General features: G+C 33.2%; 17 protein-coding genes and 2 pseudogenes. 18 read left to right on the top strand and 1 reads right to left on the bottom strand.

Going from position 1 to position 25267, the window contains the following annotated elements; genetic code table 11:
* Window positions 1–269 precede the first annotated feature (269 nt).
* The 11 genes and pseudogenes from BUA82_RS07495 to murJ all read left to right on the top strand — a co-directional run.
* Window positions 270–1202 (top strand): glycosyltransferase family 2 protein, encoded by a 933-nt coding sequence (locus tag BUA82_RS07495; protein WP_073006248.1) that lies wholly within the window; start codon window positions 270–272, stop codon window positions 1200–1202.
* Window positions 1203–1245: 43 nt separating this feature from the next.
* Window positions 1246–2562 carry an ArnT family glycosyltransferase gene (locus tag BUA82_RS07500; protein WP_073006250.1) on the top strand — a complete coding sequence of 439 codons (1317 nt, stop codon included), beginning with the start codon at window positions 1246–1248 and terminating at the stop codon, window positions 2560–2562.
* A gap of 12 nt (window positions 2563–2574) precedes the next feature.
* Complete coding sequence (locus BUA82_RS07505; protein ID WP_073006252.1) at window positions 2575–3225, top strand: hypothetical protein; 651 nt, start codon at window positions 2575–2577, stop codon at window positions 3223–3225.
* Between the two features lie 17 nt (window positions 3226–3242).
* Window positions 3243–4379 (top strand): dTDP-4-amino-4,6-dideoxygalactose transaminase, encoded by a 1137-nt coding sequence (gene rffA, locus BUA82_RS07510; protein ID WP_073006254.1) that lies wholly within the window; start codon window positions 3243–3245, stop codon window positions 4377–4379.
* An 8-nt stretch (window positions 4380–4387) separates the two neighbouring features.
* Complete coding sequence (locus tag BUA82_RS07515) at window positions 4388–5602, top strand: ATP-grasp domain-containing protein (RefSeq protein WP_073006256.1); 1215 nt, start codon at window positions 4388–4390, stop codon at window positions 5600–5602.
* Window positions 5603–5672: 70 nt separating this feature from the next.
* Window positions 5673–6044, top strand: coding sequence for an EamA family transporter (locus tag BUA82_RS07520; protein ID WP_073006258.1), 372 nt, complete (start codon window positions 5673–5675; stop codon window positions 6042–6044).
* Window positions 6037–6381 carry an EamA family transporter gene (locus BUA82_RS07525; RefSeq protein ID WP_073006260.1) on the top strand — a complete coding sequence of 115 codons (345 nt, stop codon included), beginning with the start codon at window positions 6037–6039 and terminating at the stop codon, window positions 6379–6381. The genes BUA82_RS07520 and BUA82_RS07525 overlap by 8 nt, the downstream gene beginning before the upstream one ends.
* 39 nt (window positions 6382–6420) lie before the next feature.
* A pseudogene (locus BUA82_RS20440) lies at window positions 6421–6549 on the top strand (sugar phosphate nucleotidyltransferase); the annotation flags it as partial.
* A gap of 558 nt (window positions 6550–7107) precedes the next feature.
* The gene (locus BUA82_RS07530) at window positions 7108–7962 is read left to right on the top strand and encodes a MurR/RpiR family transcriptional regulator (RefSeq protein WP_073006262.1); all 855 of its coding nucleotides are present in this window, start codon (window positions 7108–7110) and stop codon (window positions 7960–7962) included.
* A gap of 102 nt (window positions 7963–8064) precedes the next feature.
* Window positions 8065–13284, top strand: coding sequence for a penicillin binding protein PBP4B (gene pbp4b / locus BUA82_RS07535; RefSeq protein WP_073006264.1), 5220 nt, complete (start codon window positions 8065–8067; stop codon window positions 13282–13284).
* A 562-nt stretch (window positions 13285–13846) separates the two neighbouring features.
* Window positions 13847–15256, top strand: a pseudogene (gene murJ / locus BUA82_RS07540) (murein biosynthesis integral membrane protein MurJ); the annotation flags it as partial.
* Window positions 15257–15336: 80 nt separating this feature from the next.
* On the opposite strand, the gene BUA82_RS07545 reads toward murJ, so the two are convergent.
* Window positions 15337–16887 carry an amidohydrolase gene (locus BUA82_RS07545; protein WP_073006268.1) on the bottom strand — a complete coding sequence of 517 codons (1551 nt, stop codon included), beginning with the start codon at window positions 16885–16887 and terminating at the stop codon, window positions 15337–15339.
* Window positions 16888–17377: 490 nt separating this feature from the next.
* Here BUA82_RS07545 and frlD point away from each other — a divergent pair, with 490 nt between their 5' ends.
* The 7 genes from frlD (at window position 17378) to BUA82_RS07580 (ending at window position 25064) form a co-directional block, all read left to right on the top strand.
* A complete protein-coding gene (gene frlD, locus BUA82_RS07550; RefSeq protein ID WP_073006270.1) occupies window positions 17378–18163 on the top strand; it encodes a fructoselysine 6-kinase in 786 nt (261 codons plus the stop codon).
* Between the two features lie 92 nt (window positions 18164–18255).
* Complete coding sequence (locus BUA82_RS07555) at window positions 18256–19068, top strand: BtpA family protein (protein ID WP_073006272.1); 813 nt, start codon at window positions 18256–18258, stop codon at window positions 19066–19068.
* A 16-nt stretch (window positions 19069–19084) separates the two neighbouring features.
* A complete protein-coding gene (locus tag BUA82_RS07560; RefSeq protein WP_242948942.1) occupies window positions 19085–20611 on the top strand; it encodes an FGGY-family carbohydrate kinase in 1527 nt (508 codons plus the stop codon).
* A gap of 14 nt (window positions 20612–20625) precedes the next feature.
* Window positions 20626–21426 (top strand): alpha/beta hydrolase, encoded by an 801-nt coding sequence (locus BUA82_RS07565; protein ID WP_073006274.1) that lies wholly within the window; start codon window positions 20626–20628, stop codon window positions 21424–21426.
* Window positions 21427–21598: 172 nt separating this feature from the next.
* A complete protein-coding gene (locus tag BUA82_RS07570) occupies window positions 21599–22594 on the top strand; it encodes an SIS domain-containing protein (RefSeq protein WP_073006276.1) in 996 nt (331 codons plus the stop codon).
* 110 nt (window positions 22595–22704) lie between these two features.
* A complete protein-coding gene (frlC, locus tag BUA82_RS07575) occupies window positions 22705–23523 on the top strand; it encodes a fructoselysine 3-epimerase (RefSeq protein WP_073006278.1) in 819 nt (272 codons plus the stop codon).
* Between the two features lie 197 nt (window positions 23524–23720).
* Window positions 23721–25064: an amino acid permease gene (locus tag BUA82_RS07580; protein WP_073006280.1), complete on the top strand. Its 1344-nt coding sequence runs from the start codon at window positions 23721–23723 to the stop codon at window positions 25062–25064.
* The last annotated feature ends 203 nt before the right edge of the window (window positions 25065–25267 follow it).

Consider the following 25267-nt stretch of genomic DNA (forward strand, 5'->3'; position numbering starts at 1 on the left):
TATAAAAAATGATGGCCTTAGCTTAATTATAATTTAACTGTGAGGGGGGTCAAATTTCAGTGTAAAAGGGGGTCAATTTTGCTTGACAATCTACAACTGCTAATAAATTATAAATATAATTTACATTAACTAGACAAAAAATTAATAAATTGTGAAGAAAATGTTAAAACACTAATTAAAAAATTCACAAATAATGATATAATAAAGTGTAATTCAAGATTTAGAATTTTACTTAAGAATTTTGACTAATAAAGTAAGGGGATGGCAGTTTGAAGGTTAAGTATTCTATTGTAATACCAGCTTATAACAGTGAACACACCATTGGTAATTTGACACATAAATTGTCAGAGGTATTTATAAAAGAAAGTTATGAGATTATTATCATTAATGATAATAGTAAAGATAACACCATAGAAGTTTGCAAAGAATTAGTAAAACAAAACCCTCATGTGGTTTTCTTAAATCTATCAAGAAATTTTGGACAACATAACGCCATTATAGCTGGTTTTAATTACGCTAAGGGAGAATATATAATCACTATGGATGATGATTTACAGAATCCTCCAGAAGAAATATTTAAATTGGTACATAAAATTGAAGAAGGCTATGATGTGGTATATGCAAAGTATCCTAGCAAAAAGCATAGTTACGCAAGGAATTTAGGTAGTAAAATAAATGACATAATGGCTAAGCTGATGATAAAAAAGCCTGAAGATATATATTTTACTAGCTTTAGAATAATTAGAAAATATGTAGTGGATGAGATTATTAAGTATAAAGGACCATATTGCTACATAGATGGGCTAATACTAAGAGTCACTACAAATTTATCCTCTGTAGAAGTAACTCATCTTGAGAGAAAGGTGGGCAAATCTAATTACAATTTTATAAAGCTTATAAAACTTTGGATGAATGGCTTTACTAGCTTCTCGGTATTACCTTTAAGAGTAGCTACTTTTTCAGGATTTATTATGTCTTTTATTGGGTTTATTTCTATTATAGTTTTTATAATACAAAAATTTACTAACCACGTTAAAATGGGGTGGACATCCCTTATGGTGTGCGTAATATTTTTTTCAGGCATACAGCTAATATCTGTAGGTTTACTGGGAGAATATATGGGAAGAACTTTCTTGTCTATAAATAACACGCCTCAATATATAGTTAAAGAAGCTATATGTAATAAAGATGATAATGAATAACATTATTTAAATTATATAATTTTTATGTATAGGATGTGAAACTTTGTTTAAAACACTTACTGCTAAAGAAAAGAGATATATTTTGCTTCTAGTTTTATTTTCTTTTTTATTATATCTGCTTTGGGCCATAATAATCCCTTATAATAGGGCTCCAGATGAATATCAAAGATTTGATGTAGTAAGATTTATATTTAAATATAGAAGTCTGCCTTTAGCTGGAGATAAGAGGCTGGAATATGGACCCTATGGCATAACCTATGCCACTACCCCATACTTTCCGTATATAATTTCAGCACTAATGAGCATAGCGCTTAAAGCTATTGGCTTAAATATTCCTTTGTACTTAAGCTCCAGGCTGCTTTCTGTAATATCAGGTACAGGTACGGTATTTTTTACTTTCTTTATATGTAAAAAACTATTTAAAGAATCAAATTTGAAATACTATGTGCCTTGTATTCTAGCTACAATACCTCAATTTGCATTTATAAACAGCTATACCAACCAGGATTCCTTTACTATATTTTTAACCTCCATAATGATCTATCTTTGGTTCAAAGGAGTTGAAAATAATTGGGATTATAAAACGGTAGTTTTAACAGGTATAACCTCAGGGGTAATGCTTTTATCTTATTTAAATGGATATACTATAATCCTTGCTACTTTGTTAATAGTTTTAATATCCTATAAAGACAAGTTATCTAAGATGTTTTTGTACAAGCTTTTCCTGTGTATATTTGTGATGTTTTTAGTTAGTGCATGGTTTTTTATAAGAAATGCAGTGCATTATAACGGAGACTTTTTAGGGCTAAGGTATATGAGTGAACTTTCAGAGACTTTAGCTTGGGATAGGTTTAAACCTTCATTAAGATCAACCTTAGCAAGAAGAAATCTAGGGGTTTGGCATTTATTTTTCCATACTTCTTGGATAAAAACTACATTTAAGAGCTTTTGGGCGGTCTTTGACTATATGACCATACATATAAAATCTAGTTATTATGTATTTATACTTATTTTAAATATAGCAGGTTTAGCAGGAGTTATAGGGCTAATTATAAAGAATGTGAAAAATGGAGTGTTAAAGGGAATAAAAGATAATAAAATATATTTTACATTGATTTTTTCCATTATTATTTCTACCCTGCTGCATATTTATTATTCAGTGTATAGTGATTATCAGCCACAAGGCAGGTATATGTTCCCGGCTTTAGTACCTATAGTACTGCTATTGTTTAAAGGCCTTTATGAGGTTATGGCTGAAAGATATAGAGACTATGCTTATAAGGCATTAACGTTTATATTCATATCAGCGAACTTTTATTGTTTATTTAAAATTTTAATGTTTATGTATTATTTTGGTTAAGGTGATGACATGTTGAAAATAAAAAAAGTATTACCCTATGTAATTGCATTTTTAATAGCCTTAGGGCTACCTATGGCAATATGGAAAACCATGCCTGGTGAAAAAAAGCATACTACTATAAGCAGTGAAAGCGGACACAAGGAAAGTGTAATAGAGGTAACATCTATAGAACAGAGCTTTAAGGCTGTAGATGACAAATTAAGCTCTTTGGCCCTATATGTGCAGCCTCTTTTAAAGGGAAATAAAACCATAATTAATGTTAAGTTATTAGATAGTGAAGGCAAGGGCTACGTAGATAAGGATATTCACATGGCAACGGCTAATCCTAGGCCGCTTTTAAAGATAGATTTTCCGGCAATAGAAAATTCTAATAATAAGGAGTTTGTTCTTCGTATAAGTAAAGTCAGCACCTCAAAAAGTCACCAGGTGCAGCTTTACACTAATGGCCGTAATGAATATAAAGAAGGACTTTTAAAGAAAGATGGTATCCCTCAAGAAAAGGATATTTCTTTAAATACATACTACGCTAAAACTAAAGTGGAGCTATTAAATTATATGGTTTCTCAACTGCCTGTAAGTAAAACTGCATTTTTAATAATTGCTGGACTTTTTGTTGTTATTTTATTTTTATTTATAAAAGAATCTTTAAAAATCTTGGAATAAAGAAGGATGTTTTACAAATGATATCATTTAACCTTCCAGTATTTACTGGCAAAGAATTTAATTATATTAAGGAAGCCATAGAGCATAAGAAAATCTGTGGAGACGGCATATTTACAAAAAGATGTAATAATTGGATGGAGGATAGGTTTGAGACTCCTAAGGCTATGCTTACCACTTCTTGTACTCATGCTTTAGAAATGGCAGCTATATTAGCTAATATTAAAGAAGGGGATGAGGTTATTATGCCTTCTTTTACCTTTGTATCCACTGCGGATGCCTTTGTGGTTAGAGGGGCAAAAATAGTGTTTGTAGACATAAGACCAGACACTATGAATATAGATGAAAACTTAATTGAAGCAGCCATAACAGAAAAAACTAAAGCAATAGTTCCTGTACATTATGCAGGAATAGGCTGTGAAATGGATAAGATTATGGAAATAGCAAAAAAGCATAATATATTTGTTATTGAAGATGCAGCTCAAGGGGTTATGTCACAATATAAAGGTAAAGCTCTAGGTACCATAGGCGATTTTGGCTGTTATAGCTTTCATGAGACAAAAAATTACACCATGGGTGAAGGGGGAGCTATATTAGTAAACAAACCTCAGTTTATAGAAAGAGCTGAAATAATAAGAGAAAAAGGCACAGACAGAAGCAAGTTCTTCAGAGGACAGGTAGATAAATATACTTGGGTAGATTTAGGTTCCTCTTACCTTCCCAGCGAAATGAACGCTGCATATTTGTGGGCTCAATTAGAGATTGCTGATGAAATAAATGATTATAGGTTAGGGGTATGGAATAGATATTATGAAGGTTTCGCCTCTCTTAAAAATGACAAAATAATAGATTTACCTGTAATACCAGAACATTGCAAGCAAAATGCACATATGTTTTATATAAAAGTAAAGGATTTAACTGAGAGGACAAGACTTATAGAATTTCTTAAAGATAATGGTATTCAGTCAGTATTTCATTACATTCCACTGCATAACTCACCTTATGGGAAAAAGGTGGGGGTATTTAATGGAAAAGATGTGCATACCACTGCAGAAAGTGACAGACTGCTTAGACTTCCTATGTATTATGGACTTAAGAGTGAAGAAGTGGATTATGTAGTGTCTAAGATAAAGGAGTTTTATATAACAAGGAACTAGGTGATAAGATGAAGAATAGATTAGTTGTTATTGGTGCCAATGACTTTCAAAATCAACTTATAGTAAAGGCTAAAGAAAAAGGTTATGAAACCCATGTATTTGCCTGGAAAGATGGATCCATTGGAGAAAAAACCGCAGACTTTTTTTATCCTATAAGCATAATTGAAAAGGAAGAGATCTTAGAAAAGGTAAGGGAAATAAACCCTAAAGGCATTGTTTCCATAGCCTCAGATTTAGCTACCGTTACAGTAAACTATGTGGCTAATGAGTTAAACTTAGTAGGTAATAGCAATGTCAGCACCCTTGTATCCACAAATAAATATGAAATGAGAAAAGCTTTTTTAAAAAATCATATACCAAGTCCTAAGTTTTATGTGATAAATAAAGGTTTTGATATAGATACTCTACTAAATATTAACTATAATTTAGAGATGGACAAGTTACATAAGAATCCTAATGTGAATGTTTTACCTTTAAGCTTTCCAGTAATAATAAAACCTACGGACAGGTCTGGAAGCAGAGGCATAAACAAAGTATTTAACAATGAAGAACTAAAAGAAGCTGTATTTAAATCCATAGAGGTTTCCTTTGAGAAAAAGGCTATAATTGAAGAATTTGTAGAAGGTAATGAGTACAGCGCAGAATTTATTTCCTATGATGGAGAACATTATTTTCTCGCTGTAACAAAGAAATTTACCACAGGTGCTCCACATTTTATTGAGACAGCCCATATGGAGCCTGTACAGCTTGAGAAAAGTGAAAAGGAAAACTTAATTAATATAATAAAAGATGCACTAGATTCCCTTCAGGTTAAAAATGGAGCATCACATAGTGAGTTTAAAATTGATAACCATGGTAACATCAAGATCATAGAAATTGGTGCTAGGATGGGGGGAGACTGTATAGGTTCAGACTTAGTAAAAATATCTACAGGCTATGATTTTGTAGATATGGTAATTGATGTAGCCTGCGGAAAAGCTCCAAGCTTTATTAAAGTAAGGGACCCTAAAGCAGCCTTTATAAAATTCATATTTAATGAAGAAGATTTAAAACTTGTAGAAAATATAAAGAAAAATTACCCTGATAAAATATACAGAATCAGTGAAATTGATAAGGTGGGCAGCAGGGAAGTAGTGGACAGCTCCACCAGATATGGTTATATAATATTAGCCTGTGACAGCGTAAAAGAAGGGTATGATATATTAAAGTTGAAGGACTTATAGTGAACCATTATATTAATTACCAATGTTAATAAATACTACCGAGAAACCATGTAAGTGAGGGTTTTAATAAATGTTTAAAGATAATATTGTAAAAAAGAAAAGACTAAATACCATAATGGATATAGCGATGCTTCAAGCCATTATAGTTATATATACCACCACAGGTATATTTGCAAAAAAAGCTTCTTCCTATGATGTGCTTTCCAAAGAGTTTATACTATACTACGGATTAGAAATATTTATCTTAGGAATTTATGCTATTCTTTGGCAGCAAATAATTAAAAAGTTTCAATTAAGTGTAGCCTATGTAAATAGAGCGGTAGCATTATTGTGGTCCTTACTTTGGTCCGTGATATTTTTTAAGGAAGCAATAACCCTTAACAATATATTAGGTGCAGCAATTATAATAATAGGAATAGCAGTGGTGAACAGTGATGATTAATAAACATATATTAATAATGATGATATCTGTGTTAGTGGCAGCTATATCTCAAATACTCCTTAAAATAAGCGCCAATAAAGAACATAAAAATATAATAAATGAATATTTAAATCCTCATGTTATCCTTGGTTATGTGCTCTTATTTGCCTCTACTATCCTGACTATATTAGCCTTAAGAGGTATGGAACTTAAAAACCTCCCTATTATAGAAGCCAGTGGATATATTTATGTGTTAATATTTTCTGCATTGGTATTAAAGGAGAAAATCACTAAGAAAAAGATTATAGGAAATATAATTATAATTCTTGGTATAATAGTGTTCTTTGGAAAATGGTAGAAAGATGTCAGTGCCCCTGGGGCCATTCCTTTTATTGGAATCACCCCAGGGGTACTTACATTTTTAGGGATAAGACTCTATTCAATGACACATGTGGTATCAAAACAGATTCTTCCTATATATGATAAGCCACTGATTTATTATCCACTATCTGTGCTGATGCTGGCTGATGCATTTATTATTGTAGAGGAATTCATATCAGGTATCCACAGTAATTAATGTATAAATGAGAAGATCCATGAGGCTTAATGGAAAGCCATCTGAACGCTAATATATGTAGTTTAGATGGCTTTAATTATGTACTATTTTTTGTTTCAATCTTAACAGTGTATCCATACTTGTTAAATAAGTAAATTAGGTTAGATCCATCAATAATCCTTTACTTTTCTCTCTTTCTAGCCTCTTGTTCTGCCCATTTATTAAGAAGTTCCTCTAGAACTCCTAAAGGTTCCTAAAATTTTTTGCTTAACAATCTTGATTTATTTAAAGGTAAGCATTATGTTTATTTAAATTGATAATAGCAGTAATTTTTAATGATTTTAATAGCTGAATAGTTAGTTATACTTTCACCTCCCCTATTAAATACAAAAAACCTCCTTAGGAGAAATTGATTGAAATGATCTAATAAAATTTACCAAAATATGAAACAAAATTTCAAACCTATGGTATGATATTGAAGGTGGAAGTTGTTGGGTATAGAATAAATTTAAAGATGGAGGGTATCTAATGATAAGCGTAATTACCAAATTACAAGATTATAGCCCTAAAGCCAGTGAAACTGAAAAAGGAATAATAGAATACATACTGAAGAATCCGGAGTCTACAGAAAAATGCAGTATACAGCAATTATCAGAGAAAACCTTTTCTTCTCCATCTACTATTGTTCGTCTTTGTAAAAAGATCGGCTTTGACGGTTATAAACATTTAATTCATTCCTTAGTATATGAATTAGCTATTAGAAGATCAACTGATGAGGAAAGAGTGAAAAATATTAATAAGGAAGATAGCTTAGAAAGTATTATAGAAAAAGTAACACTAAAAAGTATTTCATCCTTAGAGAAAACCAAAAAGTTAATTGATATTAAAGTGTTGGAAGAGTGTGTAGGTCTTCTAGATAAGTCTAAAAATATCTGCCTATTTGGTGTAGGAGCTTCTTTATTAGTAGCAAAAGATGCTCATTTAAAATTCTTAAGAATAAACAAGAGCTGCTCTATTATTGATGATTTTCATGGACAATTGATACAAGCTAAAAACATGAGCATTAATGATGTGGCTATTATTATTAGCTACTCAGGGTTTACAGAAGAAATGATTAAATGTACCAAAATAGTAAAAGCAATAGGTGCTCCTATTATAGCCATCACAAGATCGGAAGAATCACCTATTGCTAAAATGGCAAATTATAAGCTGTTAGTAGCTGCAACAGAGCTTTTATTTAGGGAAGGTGCAATATCTTCTAGAATAGCTCAGTTAAATATAATAGATATATTATATACTGCTTTTGTGAACAGGCATTACGATTCAAATATTAAACAATTTAATAGAACTCACATACAAAAGCCTAATTTAAGCACAAAGTAAACGTTAACTAAAGATCAGAAGCAATCATAACTATTATATCTTGTCATAGGTTAAAAAATTAAATGCATAAATAGATTAAAAATAAAAGGTAGGGTGATAAATTTGAGAATTAAGAAAAAGTTGTGTAGTATTGCAATGGCGATAACATTAGTATCGTCCATTGTAGTTTCACCTGCAATAAAAACAAGTGCAGCTGAAACTAGGTATGGAGTAGTGAGAGAAGCCAGTGGTAATATTAACGTTTCAGGATTACAAGCTAATATAACATTTCCAGACTACTTAAATTATGTAGACGATACATTGATAGTAAACAATATGTATACGTTTAAAGGATATAAGGGACAAGGAAAATTATATGTAACATGTAGTGATGGCTTACAAAGTGTGAGAGTTTTAATTAATGGTAAGGAAATAGATGTTACGGAAGCGTGTAAAAACAATGGAAAGACTTATGAAATAGATTTTTCAGATGTTTCAGCAAATGATAGAAATACTATTCAAGTAACAAACTTTGCTCCTGAAACAGGTAAAGTTAATATAAAAATACCATACCCAGAAGTAGTAAAAGGTAGTGCTGAATCTGTAGGAATGGATAAAAATACTTTAGATTTCATTGATACTTTAATTAATAATGATGTTAAGTATGGATTCACAAGTGCTCAATTAGCAGTTATCAAAGATGGTGTTATGGTTAAAAACAGTGCTTACGGTAATGTAAACTCTTATAACCAAGATGGAACTCCAAAAACAGACTCAGCAAAGGTTACCACCGAAACACTTTATGATCTTGCTTCAAATACAAAGATGTATTCAACAAACTACGCTATTCAAAAGCTAGTTAGCGATGGGAAAATTAATATATCTGATAAGATAACTAAATTCTTCCCCCAATTTGCTGATGGAGAAAATGATCGTATAAAGGGTAAGTCTACTTTAACGATACAACATTTGTTAGAGCATCAAGGAGGCTTTCCAGCTGGTCCACAATATTATAACAAAAAATTTAATCAAGAGACTCAAAAGCCAGATCCAAATGTGGACAACCCATTATACTCACAAGATAAAGCAACAACATTAGAAATGGTTTTAAAAACACCTTTACAATATGAACCTGGAACAAAGACAGTTTACTCAGATGTAGATTACATGCTCTTAGGATTCATTGTTGAAAAGGTAACCGGGATGCCTTTAGATACTTATGTAGAAAATACCTTCTATAAGCCATTAGGATTAAACAATATAGTTTTTAATCCATTACAAAAAGGATTTAACAAAGATAATATAGCAGCAACCGAATTAAACGGAAACACAAGAGATGGAGCTGTAAGTTTTGAAAATATTCGCGATTATACACTTCAAGGTGAAGTACATGACGAAAAAGCTTTTTACTCAATGAATGGAGTTGCAGGACATGCAGGATTGTTTGCAAATGCTTCTGACCTAGCTAAACTAGCTCAAGTTATGTTAAATGACGGTGGATATGGTAACAATAAATTCTTTTCTAAGAATACTATAGAAGAATTTACAAAGAGAAAATCTTCTAGTCCAACTTGGGGATTAGGCTGGTGGAGAGAAGGACATAACGGGAGAGTATGGTACTTTGGAACACAATCTTCAAGTAACACTTATGGCCATCAAGGGTGGACAGGCACCTTAACAGTCATAGATCCTGAAAGTGACTTAGTAGTTGTTTTATTAACAAATAAAATTAACTCACCGGTTATTGATAATACTATAAATTCAAATATGTTCTTAGGAAATAAATTCACTACAGCAACTCTTGGTACAATATCAACACTTATATATGAATCTATGGAGCATGGTAATAAAGAAGCGATAGATGCTAACCTTGCAACTATGGTAACTGAAAAATTAAAGCTTTATAATCCTTCAAACTATCAAGGAGAAGCGGTTTTAAAGGCTGCATATTCTGTAGCTGATACAATGGTTACAAGAGCAGAAGAACGTAAGGTTAAATCTACTGTTGATTATGCTAATACAGCTATAGAAGAAATAAACAAAGTTGATGCAGATAAAACTGTTATTAATGAATTAAAAGCTAGAGTATCTAATATAGCAGTTGGTGAGGAAGCCAAAAGGGATTTGTCTAAGATTTCTTCATCAAAACTATCTGAAGTTCCAAATGCAGATTGGCAAGCAGATATAGCTTTCCCAGACTATTTAAATTATGTAGATGATACATTAATAGTAAATAACATGTATACATTTACTAGCTATCAAAACCAAGGAAAACTATATATTAATGCTAAACCTGGTGTAACATCTGCAAGAATATTTATAAATGGATTTGAGATGGACACAACTGAAATTTGTAAAAATCCAGGAACTAATTTTGTAGTTGATTACTCTAAAGTAGCTAAGAACGGAAGAAATACTATACAAGTTACAAATATAGAACCTAAAAATACTGCTATGAAAGCTGGTATATCTGTAAAGATTCCATATCCACAAGTTATGTCAGGCAGTGCTGAATCCTTAGGAATGAATGAGAAAACCTTAGATTTAATTGATACACTGATCAATAATGATGTTAAATATGGATTCACCAGTGCCCAATTAGCAGTTATCAAAGATGGTGTTATGGTTAAGAATAGCGCATATGGTAATGTAAATTCTTATAACCAAGATGGGACTCCAAAAATAGACTCACCAAAGGTTACCACTGAAACACTTTATGATATAGCTTCAAATACAAAGATGTATGCAACAAACTATGCTATTCAAAAGCTAGTTAGCGATGGAAAAATTAATATATCAGATAAGATAACTAAATTCTTCCCTCAATTTGCTGATGGAGAAAATGATCCAATAAAGGGTAAGACTGGTTTAACAATACAGCATTTATTAGAGCACCAAGGAGGCTTCCCAGCTGATCCACAATATCATAACAATAAATTTAATCAACAAACTCAAAAACCAGATCCAAATGTGAACAATCCATTATATTCACAAGATAAGGCCGCTACAATAGAGATGATTTTAAAAACGCCCTTACAATATGCACCTGGAACAAAGACAGTTTACTCAGATGTAGATTATATGCTTTTAGGACTTATTGTTGAAAAGGTAACAGGGATGAATTTAGATGCTTATGTAGAAAATACCTTCTATAAGCCATTGGGATTAAACAATATAGTATACAATCCGTTACAAAAAGGATTTAGCAAAGATAATATAGCAGCCACTGAACTTAACGGAAACACAAGAGATGGAGCTATAAGTTTTGAAAATATTCGTAAGTATACACTGCAAGGTGAGGTACATGACGAAAAAGCTTACTACTCAATGAATGGAGTTTCAGGACATGCAGGGTTATTTGCAAATGCTTCTGACCTAGCCAAATTAGCTCAAGTTATGCTAAATGACGGTGGGTATGGCAATAATAAATTCTTCTCTAAGAATACTATAGAAGAATTTACAAAGAGAAAATCTTCTAGCCCAACATGGGGATTAGGCTGGTGGAGAGAGGGAGATAACGGCAGAGTATGGTATTTTGGAACACAATCTTCCAGTAACACCTTTGGTCATCAAGGATGGACAGGCACATTAACAGTTATAGATCCAGAAAGTAACTTAGTAATTGTACTATTAACAAATAAAATTAACTCTCCGCTTATCGATAATACTATAAATGCAAATATGTTCTTAGGAAATAAATTTACTACAGCAACCCTTGGTACAATACCAACCCTTGTTTATGAATCAATAATTCATAACAATGATGATGCCATAGATGCCAATATGGCTCAAATGGTAGCTGAAAACTTTAAGTTATATGATTCTAATAGCTATGTAGGAAATGCTGTATTAAAATCTGTTTATTCTAAGATAGATACTCTTATTACAAGAGCAGAAGAAAGAAAGACTACTGATAATATAGCTTATGCAGAAAAAGCTTTAGCTAGGTTAAACGTTGAAAATCATCGTGAGCAAATAGTTAAATTCAATGAGAGAATTAAAAATATTGGAGGAACACCTGTTAAACTACCAGATTATAGTGCTGAAATTAAAGCTTTAAATGATACTATTAATAATTCTAAAGATATATTTGAAAAGGGACAAGATCTAGAAAAACACGTTCATTATCAAACAAGTACTTGGGATAAGTTTGTTAAAGCCTATAAAAATGCAGCCGCTATATTGGAAAAAGGAAATACAGCTAATAGCAAAGAGTTAACTACAACAGCTGAAGAGCTAATAGTAGCAAAGAAAGACTTAGTGAAATTAGATAAAACTAATTTAAATAAAGCCATTGAAGCTGCTAATGTTAAGGTTGAAGAAGGAATATTAGAAGGCTTAGATGAAAAAATTAAGAGTTCCTTTAACAATGCTTTAGAAGCTGCAAAGGCTGTTTATGACAATAAGGATGCAAGTGTTCAAGATATAACGAAAGCATATAACAATATTTTAATACAATACAAGGAATTAGGTATTCCAGTAGGAGATAAGAATAATTTATCTGACTTAGTAAATATGGCTGAAGATATTAACTTAGATAGATTCTTAAACAAGGGTCAAGATGAGTTCAAGAATGCTTTGAAAGCAGCTAAAGACATATTAGCAGTAGAAGATACCTCAGAAATAGATGTTTATAAGGCTTATGAAGCGCTATATAACTCAATGATGAATTTAAAGTTAAAAGCAGATAAGGTTGAATTATGTAAGGCCATTACTGATGCTGAAAAAGTTAACTTAAGCCTATATACTGAAAATAGTAAAGCAAAGCTATTAACAGCAATGGAAGCAGCTAAGGTAGTAAAAGAAAATTCAGAAGCTGCACAAGTAGAGGTAGATAATGCTTTAGAAAATCTAAATAATGCAGTAAAAGCTTTAGTAAAAGCAGCTGACAAGAGTGATCTTGAAGAGATAATAAAGAAAGCAGATGCCGTGGATACAAATAAATATAAGGTTGAAACCGTAGAAGCATTTAGCAAGGCTCTAAAGGAAGCTAAAAATATTATGGCAAATAAGAATATTTCAACCGATGAACAAGAACTTGTAAAAACAGCTTATAAGAACTTAAGAGTTGCTATGGAAGGCCTTCAGTTAAAAGGTACATCCAATGGAAATGCTGGAAATGGCTCAGTTAACCAAGAGGATAATAAAAAGGATCAAGAGGATTCAACTACAAATAATAATAACAGCAATAACAACAATACAAATAATGATTCTGTAACTGGTAAGGAAGATCCTAACCTGCCAAAGACTGGAGGGAATTCACCAGTAATATATGTAGTTATTGGTATTATGAGTATGGCTATTGGTTCTGTTATCTTCAAAAAAAGAAATATAGCTAAATAAAATAAATAAGCTAAATTATATAAGCACTATAGAAAACTCTCTGTTTTCAGAACTTTGTGAACTTACTGCAAGATATTCCCCTTATGAAGAGGATTGGGCAATTAAAAAGGTTTATGTGGATAAAGAACAGATGAGGAATATGGCTAATGATGTTTATAGTAAGATTAAGAGAAATGAGAACTAGAAGTAACTTAAAAATTTGTTATTGACATTTTAATGTGATGTCTAATTTAATCTAATTTAATCTAATTTAATCTAATTTAAGTAAATGGAATAGGAGAAATTTACATTTAAATTTCTATCCTACTCCATTTTTCATAGGATAATATTTAGATTAATTTTAAATCATATTAGTAAATATTAAGCATATTCATTATTCTTAGAAATGCTCAAGATGACATTATTGTAATACTAGATTCCAATGGATGTTAAGTAGCTATGCTATTTTAAAGTTAGGACTTAATTGAAAAATATGTTACTATAAAGACTATACATAATATAGAGTTCTAAATTTAGATTTTAAAATAGAGGGAAGTTTAATGAAAAAAACGGCTTTTATTTTGATGCTTATCTTATAGCTTTAACGGTGCCTGTGGTGATATTCGGATTTATTGGTGCTGGTATATCCACCGGCTATATTCCAATGTACAGCAATATAACTAAAGATTTTGGTGAGGAAGAAGCCTATAGATTTACCAATAATTTAATTAATACTTTACTTATCTTATGTACTATTCTCATAATTTTGGGGCTTATTTTCACTAAACCTTTAGTTAAGCTTTTCGCTTCAGGATTTACAGGAGAAACCCTAACCTTAGCAGTAAATTTTACTAGGATAAGCTTCGTAGGCATATACTTCACTACTATTATTTTAATATTTACAGCCTTCCTGCAAATAAAAAACAATTATTATATTCCAGCGTTAATTGCATTTCCAGCGAATTTAATTATTATTATTTCAATATTTCTTAGCAAAAGTGCGAACATTACAATATTGGTTATTGGTACTTTAATAGCTTCTGCTATTCAATTGTTGCTTATTATACCTTCTGTTAGGAAAGAAGGATATAAGTATAAATTCTTATTAGACATAAAAGACAAACATATAAAGACCATGGTATATATTGCATCTCCAGTAATAATAGGAGTTTCAGTGAATCAAATAAATACTTTAGTGGATAGAACCATGGGTTCTAGGCTAGCTGAAGGCGGCATATCCGCTTTAAATTACGCAACCATGATAAATGGCTTTGTTTATGGAATTTTTGTAGTATCCATTTCTACAGTTATGTACCCCATGATCTCTAAAATGGCTTCTGAAAATAATATCATAGGGCTTAAGAAAGCTATCTTGGATTCAATGGGGGCCATAAACCTCTTGGTTATTCCGGCCACTGTAGGAGCTATGATATTTGCAGAACCTATAGTAAGATTATTATTTGGAAGAGGTGCCTTTAATGTTAATGCTATAGCTATGACCTCACAAGGCTTATTCTTTTATTCTATAGGCATGGTGGCCTATGGAATGAGAGAGGTTGTTTCCCGTACCTTTTATGCACTACAAGATACAAAGACACCTATGATAAATGGAACTATAGCTATGGTAATTAACGTAGCTTTAAATATATTGTTATCCAAAGTATTAGGCATAGGTGGTCTTGCTTTAGCCACCAGCATATCTTCTATAATATGCACAGGTTTGGTATTTATTAGCCTTAGAAAAAAGATAGGTGCCTTTGGCATGATGGGACTAATTATATCCTCTGGTAAAATGCTGATTTCTTCATTGATTATGGCGGTTATAGCTAGGTTTACATATAGCTTGTTACTTAATCATATAAGCGCTAATCTTTCCTTAATATTTGCTACTATTACAGGAGCATCGGTTTATTTTATATTAGTTTATCTTATGAAAGTTAAGGATGTAGAGGTAATAGTAAGAGTGTTAAAGGGGAAAATCCTTAAATGGTAGACATATGAGTTATAACTTATTTAAAATAAGGTAAGAAGTAAGAGCTTTATCCTTCACTCTTACTTCTTACCTTTTACATCTTACCTATATACTATTTTACCTCCCACCAAAGTAAGGCAAACCTTAATATCTCTTATTTTTTCTATAGGAGTATTAAATACATCTCCATCAAGAACCGCTATATCTGCTAGTTTTCCTGGTTCTAAGGTGCCTAGCATATCCTCATGATAAAGGTTATATTGGCCGCCTTTAGTCCATGCTGTTAATAACTCAGAAATGGTTAAGGTGTTTTCCTTATTAAAGGGTTGTCCCCCTTCTGGGAATAAGGCGCCACAGGCGTGGTATATTGATTCTGGGATGTTGGGAATGGTTAAGGGAAGGTCTGTACCACAGGAAATAAGTACACCGCTGTCAGCCATTTTACGACGATTCCAGTAGTATCTGCCTCGTTCCATACCTATTTTTTCTTCAATCATAGATAGCTTGCTATTTCTATTAGCAATGGACATGATTTGTGGGTAGATTTCTGCAATAACGCCCATTCTGCCCATGCGCTCCAAGTCTGCAGGATCAGAAAATTCTATGTCAGTAATAGAATGTCTATTTACTAATTTTCCGTCCTTATGCTGGCACTTCTCATATATATCCAGTACCTTACTAATAGCAGCATCACCTTGAGCATGTAAAGAGAAACGGAATCCCTTAGCATCAGCAGCAAGGGTTTCTTCTTCAATCATTTCATAGTCTATATCCTGAGCACAGTATAGATTTTTGTCACAGCTGTAAGGCTCTTTTAAGTGACCGCAAAGCTCAGAAATGGAGCCATCGGTCATGCGGTTGTAGCCGGAAAATTCAAGGAATTTACCCTTAAAGCGCTGACGCATCTTTTCCCCAAAGTCTAAATTCATATTTGCTGCTACAGGCTGTGACATAAAGGACACACGCAAAGTAAGTTCTTTATTCTTTTCTAACTCTTCAAGCACATCTGTAAAACCATAGAAATCATCAAAGCCCATTTCTTTAACAGCAGTTATCCCTCTTTTATTCAGCATGGACATATATTTCTTAAATTCCTGGGAAATAAAATCTTTATTGCTTAAAATTTCAGGAAGCAGCCTCCAATAGGCTTCAGGATAGCAAGTATCAGGGGTGAAATTATATTTTTTTATAGCAGCTGAATTCATAGCACAGGTTTCATTGCCTTTTGCAAATAAAACTACTGGACGCTGAGGAAAAGCTTCATCTAGCATCTCCTTGGTTAATGACTTTATAATTTTGTTATCCAAGCCATGGGCTAAAAGAGTATCATCAGTTTTTAAAGTTTTAGCATAATCCTTGGTTAATTTGATAATATCATCAGCAGCTTTTGCGTTAGATAAGTCCATACCTACAAAATTTAGAACATAACCTGTGAAAAAACAATGTACATCCACAAAGCCTGGACATACAACTTTATCCCCTAATTCTAGAATTTTGGTGTTGACGTCGATATAATCACTAATATTATTTTCTGTATCTACAGCAATAATTTTGTCCTTTTTGATAGCTACAAAACCCTTCATAGGTAATGAGGTGGTTGCAGTAAAAATGTTATTGCTTTTAAGTAAAAGCTCAGCTTTATCATTGCTCATAATAAAATCCTCCTTAGGTAAACTTGGCGATGATAAAGAGTTGAATATAATTATCAATTTTTGATGTATAGTTTAAATATATAAAGTGGTTATAAAATATATAAACATTATCTAGATGATATGTGAATAAAACTATTGTATTTTCACTATATTAATCTATAGTTTATTTTTATAAATAGAAAGTGGCTGATAAAGATTAAGTTTTCTATGTTAAGTATATAATTTTAAAACCTTATAAGTCAACATTGGTATAAAAAATATTATAACATATTTAATTTATATAGAAAAAAGGAGATTTTGTCTATGTTTAATAAGAATAATGGAGAATATAAATAAAAATTATGTATTTTTGGCTTATTGACGGGTGCTTTAAGGAGTGCTATATTAAAAACATAGAAAGTGGTTACAAAAACATGCGAACACATATAGTTTGAATATTGCGATGTAAAGAGTTGAAAGTGTATTAAATTTTAAGGAAGGAAGTTTTTATATGAAAATTGCAGCTGTGGGAGACAATTGTATGGATGTATACAATAACTTAAATAAGAGTTTCCCTGGTGGAAACCCTGTAAACGTTGCTGTGTACTCTGTAAGATTAGGTGGAGAAGCTTCTTATACTGGTGTAGTAGGCGATGATAAATACGGGCAGATTATGATAGAAGCTTTAAAAGCAAAGGGAGTAGACACCTCACATATAAGAGTAATGCATGGTAATACCGCCCTTACTCAAGTGGAGTTAGTAGATGGGGAGAGAGTTTTTGGAGATTATGATGAAGGAGTTTTAGCTGACTTTAAGCTTACTGATGAGGATATTGAGTTTTTATGCTCTCAAGACTTAGTGGTTACTGGTATTTGGGGAAAGATTGAAAATGATCTATATAAAATAAAAGCAAAAGAAACCCCTATAGCTTTTGATTTTGCTACTAAGTTAGAAGATCTTATTGTTGAAAAAGCCATTCCTCATGTGGATTATGCCTTCTTTGCCTATGATGAAGGTGACACTGAAGTTATTAGACAGTACATGAAAACCATGAAAGAAAAGGGTCCAAAACTTATTATTGTAACTTTAGGTGAAAAAGGAAGCCTTTGCTACGATGGTAAAGAATTCACCACTTATGGCATTGTAAAATGTGATGTTAAGGATACTATGGGAGCTGGTGATTCCTATATAGCAGGTTTTTTAAGAGGAATACTTGAAGGTTGCCCTATAGAAGAATGTATGCACAGGGGAGCAGCAAACTCAGCCATTACCTTAGGGTATGAAGGGGCATGGTAATCCCTTTTGTGTAGAAAATATTAAAGGAAAACTTTGCAAATTACATAAGAGTAATAATCATTATATAGAAAATATTATAGGAGGTTGGACATATGCTGTGGACAGAAGAGATGTTTAAGACAAAAAAACCAATCATAGGTATGCTTCATATTCAAGCATTACCTGGAGATCCTGATTACACTAGAGATAGTAGCATGAAGGCTGTAGTAGAGCAGGCTAGAAAGGATTTAGAAGCCCTTCAGGATGGGGGAGTGGATGGGATATTAATCTCAAATGAGTATAGCTTACCTTATCAGCGTAAGATGGATTTTGTTACTCCAGCGGCTATGGCTCGTGTTATTGGAGAGTTAATGAGTGAAATAAAGGTTCCTTTTGGAGTAGATTGTATTTCCGATGGATTGGCTACTATTGAGCTGGCAGCAGCGGTGGATGCAGATTTTGTCCGTGGTACCTTTTGTGGAGTTTATGTTGGGGATGGGGGCTTTTATAATAATGATTTTTCAAAGATACTTCGCAGAAAAGCTGCATTGGGTTTGGACAAGCTTAAGATGCTTTATTTCCTTAATCCAGAATCAGATATAAATCTTGATACTAGACCTCTTCCAGACATTGCAAAATCTATTATCTTTAAGGCTAAGCCAGATGGCTTTTGCGTATCAGCTAACGCTGCAGGAAGTGAAGTTAAAAGTGAGCTGATGCTTAGTGTAAAAAGAGTATCTGATAAAGTAGCGGTTTTTTGTAATACTGGCTGTAGGCTAGAAAATGTAGAAGAAAAACTTTCCAGTGCTGATGCTGCCTGTGTAGGAACTACTTTCAAGTTTAATGGAGATTTCTATCAGGGAGTGGATGTTCAAAGAGTAAAAGCCTTTATGGAAAAGGTAAGAGAATATCGCACCACAATATAAAGTAAGGAAAGGACTTATGATTACTATGGAAAAGAAATATTTTATGGGAATTGACATTGGTACTTTTGAAAGTAAGGGCGCCATTATTGATAATGAATGCAACATCATTGCTACCCATGCTGCTTCTCATGGTATGGAAAATCCAAAACCTAATTATTTTGAACACGATGCAGAAAAGGTTTGGTGGCATGATTTTTGTGAAATTTCTAAAGCCTTATTAAAGGAATCTGGATTAGAAGCTCAGGAGATTATGGCAGTGGGGTCCAGTGCTTTAGGAGCGGATTGCGTACCAGTAGATGAAAATTGCAATCCTTTAAGAAAAGCTATTTTATATGGCATCGATGCTCGTGCAACCTCTGAAATGGAGTGGTTAACTGAGTATTATGGAGAAGAACAGATTAAGAAATGGTATGGTCGTCCATTGTGTTCCTCAGATGTTATGCCAAAGATATTATGGATTAAAAATAATGAGCCTGAAGTTTATGCTAAGACTTATAAATTTTTAACTGGTTCTTCCTTTATTACTGCAAAACTTACAGGTAACTATACCGTAGATAGATTCTTAGGGCTTGCCTCTTTTAATCCCCTTTATCACAGCGATGGAACTGTGAATGAGGAAACTTGTAAGGTTATCTGCCGCCCAGATCAGCTGGCAAAGGTGATGAATACCATAGATATTGCAGGTTACGTAACATCAAAGGCTTCCAAGGAAACAGGGTTAAAAGAAGGTACGCCTGTTATTGTAGGTACAGATGATTCAGGGGCTGAAGCTATTAGTACAGGGGTTCTACAGCCTGGGGATATGATGATACAATTTGGTTCTTCATTGTATATGATCCTTTGCACAAATAAATTAGTAGATGACAATAGAATCTGGAGAGAGGAATTTATTATTCCTAATACCTTTGATATCTCCGCAGGTACTAATGCTGCAGGTACTTTGACCCGCTGGTATAGGGATAATATATTTACTTATTGCTTAGAAGAGGAAAAGAATACAGGAAAGAACGCTTATGAATTAATGATGGAGGGGATAGAGGATATACCTGTGGGATCTATGGGGCTAATTACCTTACCATACTTTGCAGGAGAGAGAACCCCTATCAATGATCCTTTGGCAAAAGGGATGCTTTTTGGTCTAACTCTTTCCCATACCAAGCAGCATATGTATCGCTCTGCTTTAGAATCAGTGGGATATTCTATAGCTCAGCATTTTAATATTTTTCATGAACATGAAGTGAAAATTAATAAGATTATGGCCGTGGGAGGGGGAACTAAAAACCCAGCATGGATGCAGATGATAGCAGATATAACTAATAAAACTATCTGTACGGCGAAAGTTACTTTAGGTGCATGCTTTGGTGATGCAATGATGGCAGCTATGGGAATAAAATATTTTGATGATTTTTCTGAGCTAAGCAAGATCGTTAAAGCAGGAGAAACCTATACCCCTAATATAGAAAACCATAAAGCTTATGAGAAATATATTAAAATCTTTGATGAGCTTTATGTAGCGACTAAAGACATTATGCACAAATTATAAGGAGAAAAAGGATAATGGCTAGGTTTATAGGTAATATTTATTCCGCTGCTCTTAGAATGACAACTCAGCTTACAGTAATATTGCCAGAGGCTTCTGAAGATGTTACCCCAGAGTTTTTTGGTGAGCCTAAGGTGCTTTATTTACTCCATGGACTGAGCGGAAATTCTTTAGAATGGGCTAGATTTTCTAAAATTGAATACTACGCTAAAAAGTATAACTTTATAATCATTATGCCGGAAGTTCAAAGAAGTTTTTATATGGATGGTTATTATGGAGCTAAATATTTTACCTTTGTTGCAGATGAATTGCCTGAAATTTGTAAAAGGTGGTTTAATATCACCACTTTAAGGGAAAAAACTTTCATTGCTGGTGAGTCTATGGGGGGATATGGAGCGGTTAAAATAGGTTTAAAACGTCCAGAAAAGTTTGCCGGTGTTGGTACTTTGTCTGGGGTATTGGATTTTAAAAGATTTATAGAGGACTCTCTAAAAGGAAATATTCAGGGGCTTTTCCCTTTTGAAGTGGAAGCTTTACTAGGTCCTAATGGATTATTACCGGAAAGCGAGGATACCATAGAGCTTGTACGAAAGACTGTTAAGCTGGAAGACAGGCCAAGATTAATACAAATTTGCGGAACAGAAGATTTTTTATATGAAGATAATTTAAAGTTCCGTGAAGCTGCCTATAGTTCAGGGTATGGACACACTTATATGGAGTGGAAGGGTGAACATGCATGGCCTTTTTGGGATGTTGCTATTCAAAGGGTATTTCAGTACTTTTGCGGGTTGGATGTGAAAAAAAGCCCTATTTATTAGGAAATTGCCATACTCTACTCCCTAGAGAGGAATTACTTATTAAAATGAAAAAGTTGTTGGCTCTGGATTTGGATGGTACTGCCTTAAATGATATAGGAAAGTTAATTTGCACGCATAAAGAAAATATAAGGACCTTTATATAAAAATACTTGCAAAGAAAGGAAGACAATAAATGCTTAAATTTGATGAACAAAAACAATTAGACAGCGTTAATGGAGCGTTAAAGCTTAGAGGAGAGATTAATGAAGTAGTAGATGAAATTTGTAAAAAAGGCTATAAAAATATTTGCTGGCTTGGAATAGGTGGTACTTATGCCTCCTGTATGCAGGCTGTTGTTCACATGAATGAAAAAACAGAAATAGATATTTTTGTAGAAAATGCATCAGAATATCTAACCACTGGTAATAGGAGGGTTGGAGAAGGTACTGTAGTAGTTATATCTTCCGTTACAGGAAGTACTGAAGAAATGGTAGAAGGCGTAAAGAAAGTAAAACAGGCTGGTGCACAAGTAATTGGCTTCGTAGATTTAGAATCATCAACTCTTGCAAAGTCAGTGGATTATAACATTTCCTATCCTTTAAATGAACAGCTAAAGTTTTTCATGGTAGCGGATCGCTTCATGTACAATAAAGGCGAATTTCCAGAATATGATGATTTTTATAAGGAGATGGACAAATACCTTGCCGAGGCATTAGTTGAGGTAGAAAAAGCAGCTGACGACTTTGGAAGAGAATTTGCTGAAAAGCATAAGGATGATGCTATTCATTATTTTGTAGGTGCTGGTAATCAGTGGGGCGCCACTTATTCCTATGCTATGTGTTATTGGGAGGAGCAGCATTGGATTCGTACAAAGTCTATTCATTCAGCAGAATTTTTCCACGGTATGCTGGAGATAGTAGATAGGGATACTGCTGTTACAGTATTTGTGGGAGAAGATTTACAGCGTTCATTAAGCGAAAGGGTTGCAAAATTTCTGCCAAGGATTTGTGGAAACTATACCATTATTGATACAAAGGATTATGAATTAAAAGGAATAAGACCAGAATTTAGAGGAAACATATCTCATCTTGTGATGCACGCTGTTACACAGAGGATAGATGCTCATTTAGAAGCTATTAATCATCATCCTATGGAGATACGTCGTTATTATCGCCGCTTAAAATATTAATTTTCCATGGCACAGCCATAGGCTGATTCATAATACTTATATCTATACAACATGAACAAACTTTAATACCACTATTAAAAAGAAAGTTTTATATTGGAGGGTTAAACCTTATGAAAATAGGTATGTTTACTTCTGGGTATCAGAGAAATCCTCTGGAAGATATATTTAAAGATGCAAAAAGATTTGGCTATGATTATATTGAACTTTGGGGAGGGAGGCCTCATGCCTTTGCCCCAGATTTAAAAGCGGGAGAAATTAATGAGATTAAAAGGATGGTTGATAAGTATCAGATTCCTGTTATAGGTTACACACCAGAACACAATGCTTATCCATATAATTTTATGATAGGAAGCGAATTGCAACGTCAGGATGCAGTAAATTATCTGAAGTTATCCATGGATATGGGAAAAGAGATGGGAGCAGATTTTACTCTGATGTCTCCTGCTAACGCAGGGTATTTAGCCACATCAGAGGAGATTTGGAAAAGGCTTATTAAAACCATGAGGGAATTAACAGAGTATGCAGAAAAAATTCAACATAAGATTGTTTTGGAAGCACTAACTCCTTTTGAAAGCAATGTCTGCAAGAGTGCTAATGATTTAGCAGATATATTTAAGGAGGTTAATTCTCCGTGGCTTCTAGGAATGTGCGATGTGGTGCCTCCGTTTTTACAGCATGAAAGCATAATGGCATATTTTGATAAGCTGGGAGAAAAGATGTATCACATGCATATTATTGATAGCGATGGCAACAGTGACACTCATGTACTTCCTGGAGAAGGAGTGCTGCCATTACAAGAAATGCTTCAAGAGCTAAAAGAAATAGGTTATGAAGGAACTGCCACTTTAGAACTTGTAACCGCATATATTAATGAACCTCGTTTTTATGCAAGGCGCGCAATAAATAATATACGCAATTTAATGAAATAATTTGTGTTAAAAGTATTTTATGAGTTTTTTATAATTAAAGTGATTTTTATTAATTGTGACAACGTTTACCAATGCTGTATATAATTTTATTGCTCTAATGTGAGGAAGATATTAAATACTGTTAACTAATAGTTAGAGGAATGAATATATAGATGAGCACATAACTAAACTGTTTTATTATGTAAGGGGGATTTTATATGTCAAATTCGTCAAACACAGAGCTTAAACGTAAACTAGGCTTAGGAGCCGCTATTGCCATTAGTGTAGGTACCACAGTGGGTTCAGGAATTTTCTCCTCAATGGGTGAGGTTGCAGGTGCTGCAGGCTCAGCTATATTTGTAGTCCTATCATTTTTAATTGGCGGTTTAATTAATTTACCGGCTAACCTTTGCTATGCAGAATTAGCTACGGCTTATCCAGAAGATGGAGGACAATATGTTTATTTTAGGGAAGCAGGGTCACGTCCTCTAGCATTTCTTTGTGGTTGGATTAGCTTTTGGGCAACAGATCCACCATCTATCTCTATTATGGCTCTTGCCATCGCTAATTATTTAGCCTTCTTTACAGGTTTTGCTACTTTGACAGTGAAGTTAGTTGCAGTAGCATTGGTACTTATATTTATGGTAATACACTTAAGAAGTGTAGAAGGCGGTGGAAAGTTTCAGACTTTCATTACAATATTTAAGATTATTCCATTTGCTCTATTAATAGGAGTGGGAGCTTTTTATATTAAAATGGATATGGTAACTACTCCTGCAGTTGTTGGCGCTCCAATGGGAATAGCTGCTTTATTAGCAGGTATTTCTGCTACTACCTGGTCTTTTGATGGTATGGGAGCTGTCTGCTACATGTGTGGCGAAATAAAAGAACCTAAAAAAACAATGCCTAAAGCATTGATTATCACAGTTTTAGTGGTTTCTATATTATATGTAGCCCTTAGTTTTGTAATAACTGGTCTTCTACCAATGGACAGGCTAACAGAATCAAGTGCTCCTATAGCAGAGGCTGCTTCCATGATTCCTATAATAGGAGATAAGGCGGGTACTTTAACTGCTATTATGGCAATTATAGTAATCATTGGATCTTTATCCAGCTGTATTATGTTCCAACCACGTATTGAGTATGCTATGGCAAAAGATGGCTTATTTTTCAAATCTTTTGGAAAGGTTCATCCTAAATGGGAGACACCTTATGTTTCTATCATAGTTCAATGTGCAGTAGCTATTATATTAATTTTTGCATCCTCACTTTCAGATCTGCTTGGGTACTTTACCCTTGTAGCATTAATTAAGAACTTCATGACTTTTGGTACAATATTTGTTTTACGTAAAAAACAGGGTTATAATCCATTATGGAAAATGCCATATGGATATTTAATGGCAGGTATTGCAATGTTTATGACAGGTACTTTAATTGTATCTACATTCTTATGGGCGCCTATTCCAGGAATTATTGCTGCTGTCTTAGCCGTGGTAACAGGCCTTCCAGTCTATTATTACTGGGAAAAGAAGAATAATGCTTCTAAAAATGTTAGTGCATAACTAGCTGAAAAAAGTTAAGTAAAGTCCCAAGGAGGAAACCTTTCCTCTTGGGACTTTTTTAACATTGTAGATAAAATGCTGCTAATGATATGTGGAGTGCAATGGTGTTAAGTTTGGTTTTTATTTTATCTAATAATATTAATGCTATGGTTGTAACACCAGGGTTTATAATTAGCATGGGACATGAAATGTGGTATACTAGT

Source organism: Clostridium amylolyticum (genome assembly GCF_900142075.1).
Classification (GTDB): domain Bacteria; phylum Bacillota; class Clostridia; order Clostridiales; family Clostridiaceae; genus Clostridium_AA; species Clostridium_AA amylolyticum.